Here is a 3162-nt window from a genome sequence, read left to right as displayed (position 1 = left end):
GACAACGTGCCGCTGCACCAGTGGAAGCAGCACAGGGAATACTCCGTCGTGGAGGACAGGTGGAACACGGACACGGAACGCCGCGACATGACGGTATGGCTCTTCGACGAGGAGTCGTTCGTGCCGGTGGCAATGATAAAGGAAGGCAGGTCCTACTCGATACTGACCGACCAGCTCGGAACGCCGACGGAGGCATACGATACCGAGGGCAACGAGGTGTGGAGCCGGGTGCTCGACATGGACGGGAACGTCATCGAGGAGACGGGCAACAAGGGAATGGTGCCGTTCCTGTTTCAGGGGCAGTATTATGACCGGGAGACAGGGCTGGCATACAACAGGTTCAGGTACTACTCGCCGAAGATGGGTATGTATGTCTCGCAAGATCCGATTGAACTTGAAGGTGGAATACTAAATCTGTATGGGTATGTTGATGACACCAATGGGTGGATTGATGTATTTGGACTTGCAAAATCATATGGAAGGACAGGGAAACAAGCACGATTAAGACAATTGGCAAATGATCCGAAACAGCCAAAATGGATAAGAGGCTGGATTAAGAATGAAATAAGACATATAAAAAATAAAGATAGAAAAACAATACGTCTTCCAGGAAATTCAAGAAATTCGATTGGTGAAGGCAAAGTTTTAGCTCATGAACGAGGGAAAAGAGCTAAAGATGGATATGGATACAAATATTCTAATATTCAGGATGCTGACTTACATAAATTAGAACATAAACATGAAGGATATAAGTAATCAAAAATAAGTAATATTATGCACAAAAAGAAAATAGAAAACATATTTAAATTATCAGCAAAAGAGCGTTTTTCTTATTTTGTGAGAAAAGTAACCGATTTTGAAGAAGTTTGGGGATTAAGTGATGGAACTGAATGGGCTTTATTAGGAGATAATAATAATAATAAATTATTTCCTGTTTGGCCTGAAAAGGATTTTGCAGAAATATGTGCTAATGGTCCTTGGAATAGTTATATTCCCAAATTGATCAAATTGGAAGACTTTATATCAAAGTTATCAATAAAATTAGATTCTGAAGAAATTAATTATGCCGTATTCCTTACTACAGAAAATAAAGGCATTATTATTTCACCGAAAGAGCTATGTGAGGTACTGGAAATGGAAATAGAACAAGAAGAATACGATTAATATTTATTGTATGGCGGACACAGGCTATTTCGACAGCGTGAGTGCAAACCTAAAGACCGGCGTAGGGGCGCAGGTCAAAGGTATCTCGGAAGGCGTCAAGGCGAACTCCGAGGCCGGTGTGTCACCGTCCGTCAATGCCCTCGACACGGGCGTCAAGGCGGCAGCCGCCATCGGCGGCCTTGCCGACGGCCTGAGTGAAGCCGCCATGCTCCCCGTACTGGGTGCCATGGGCATGAAGGGCATGGCCTGCCTGCCTATCTCCAAGCAGCTCGACCCGGTCATCGGCGTGGACATCCACCTCGTGACGATACCCCCGTCCCCCGTCGTGCCCATGCCTCACCCTTATGTCGGGGTTCTTCTCCGTCCGCAGGACTTCATCGCGGCGGCGGTCTCCTCGTTCATCCCCCCGCCACCGACAGCGGAACAGACGGGCGACGCCGACAGCGCGAAGCTCGCCGAGGTGGGCCACACCGTGCTGACGATGGCCGTCGGGATGCTGGGCGCCACCGTCAAGATAGGCGGCTTCATCCCCCGCGCGGTCGCATCCACACCTACGCGGAGCATCCCGCACATCCCCATGGGCGCAGGCTGGGCGGCCCCTTCAGCGGCGATACCCAAGAACAACGGCCACGCCTTCATGGGTAGCCTGACGGTACTTGCCGACGGGATGCCCTTCTCGGGCGGCGGCGCGCACCTGCACCTTGACTGCAACGACGTGGGCATACCGAGCGTGCACAAGGTTCCGGGCATGTTCCTGCCCACGGGTGTCATCAACCCGATACCTCCCGCCAGGCAGATACTCACCAGCCCGGTTCCCGTCCCCCTCAACCCCATGGCGGCACTCGCCCGCAAATGCACGGGGGCGTTCGGGCGTTTCTACAAGAAAAAGACCAGGAAGCTGGCGGACAGGCTGCACAGCAAGGTCAACAGGACGATAAAGAGCGAATCCCTGAAGAACATGCTCCACAAGGCCATCTGCACGGTCACGGGGCACCCGGTGGACGTGGCCAGCGGCACGTTCTTCACCGACGAGGAGGACTTCTGGCTCGACGGCCCGGTGCCCCTGTCATGGGAGCGCACGTGGTACAGCCGCAGCGACTACCGGGGTCCTCTGGGCAACGGGTGGCACCACGCCTACGACATGGGCGTCGTCGCGGACACGGAAGAGGGCACGCTGACGCTCCGCATGAGTGACGGCATCCCGGTGGCCTTCCCCCTGCCTACAGCGGAGGAACCCTCGTTCATCCTCTCCGAGCGCAAGGAGGCCCGTCTGGAACAGGACGGCGGCTACTGCGTGTGGGACATGGCCGAGGACCTCTACTACCGCTTCACGCGCAAGGAGTACGATTCCGTGCGCCTGCTTGAGAGCGTGACCGACTGCAACGGCCTGGGCATCCGCTTCGACTACACGAAAGAGGGCCTGCTGCGCTCCATCACCGACAGCGCGGGCCGCCGCCTGAGGGTGGAGCACGACACGAGAAGCGGACGCATCCTTGAGATATGCGGCCCGCATCCGGAAGATCCGGAGAAAGAGATTACCCTCGCCTCCTACGAGTACGACGCCGACGGCAACATGACCCTCCAGCGCAACGCGGCGGGCGACGTGATGACATACGAGTATGCCGGAAGGCTCATCGTGAAGGAGACATGGCGCAACGGCCTTGCGTGGTACTTCGAGTACGACGGTACGGGCGTGGGTTCGCGCTGCGTGCACACGTGGGGCGACGGCGGCATATACGACCACAGGCTCACGTTCCGGGAGGGAGTGACCGAGGTGCTCGACAGCCACGAAAAGCTGACGGTGTACCACCACCGTGGCGGCCTTGTGTGGAAGAAGGTCGATGCCAACGGCGGGGAACACCTGTGGCGTTACGACGACAGCCGCCGGCTCCTCGCACAGACGGACCCGCTCGGTAACAGCACCCTGTACAGATATGACCGCTGGGGGAACTGCACCGACAGCTCCGACCCGTGCGGCGGCAGCGTGTCCGCCGTGTA

The 3162-nt window shown here is 55.9% G+C and carries 3 protein-coding genes; all 3 read left to right on the top strand.

Translation table 11 applies throughout. The annotated features are described in order from the left end of the window. A partial coding sequence (locus tag BSCG_RS30820) for an RHS repeat-associated core domain-containing protein (RefSeq protein WP_197535129.1) occupies nt 1-756 on the top strand: 756 nt, incomplete at its 5' end. Nucleotides 757-774: 18 nt separating this feature from the next. Further along, a complete protein-coding gene (locus tag BSCG_RS12580; RefSeq protein ID WP_008776204.1) occupies nt 775-1164 on the top strand; it encodes a DUF2750 domain-containing protein in 390 nt (129 codons plus the stop codon). 10 nt (nt 1165-1174) lie between these two features. Next, nucleotides 1175-3162: DUF6531 domain-containing protein (locus tag BSCG_RS0127530; RefSeq protein WP_032849555.1), on the top strand; the 1988-nt coding region annotated here is incomplete at its 3' end.

The sequence above is a fragment of the Bacteroides sp. 2_2_4 genome (assembly GCF_000157055.1).
Taxonomy (GTDB): domain Bacteria; phylum Bacteroidota; class Bacteroidia; order Bacteroidales; family Bacteroidaceae; genus Bacteroides; species Bacteroides ovatus.
This window is presented reverse-complemented; position numbering and strand designations above follow the sequence as displayed.

Excerpts from the sequence above, each read along its gene's own strand:
- BSCG_RS12580 (WP_008776204.1), top strand. The coding sequence starts at position 775 with ATGCACAAAAAGAAAATAGAAAACATATTTAAATTATCAGCAAAAGAG.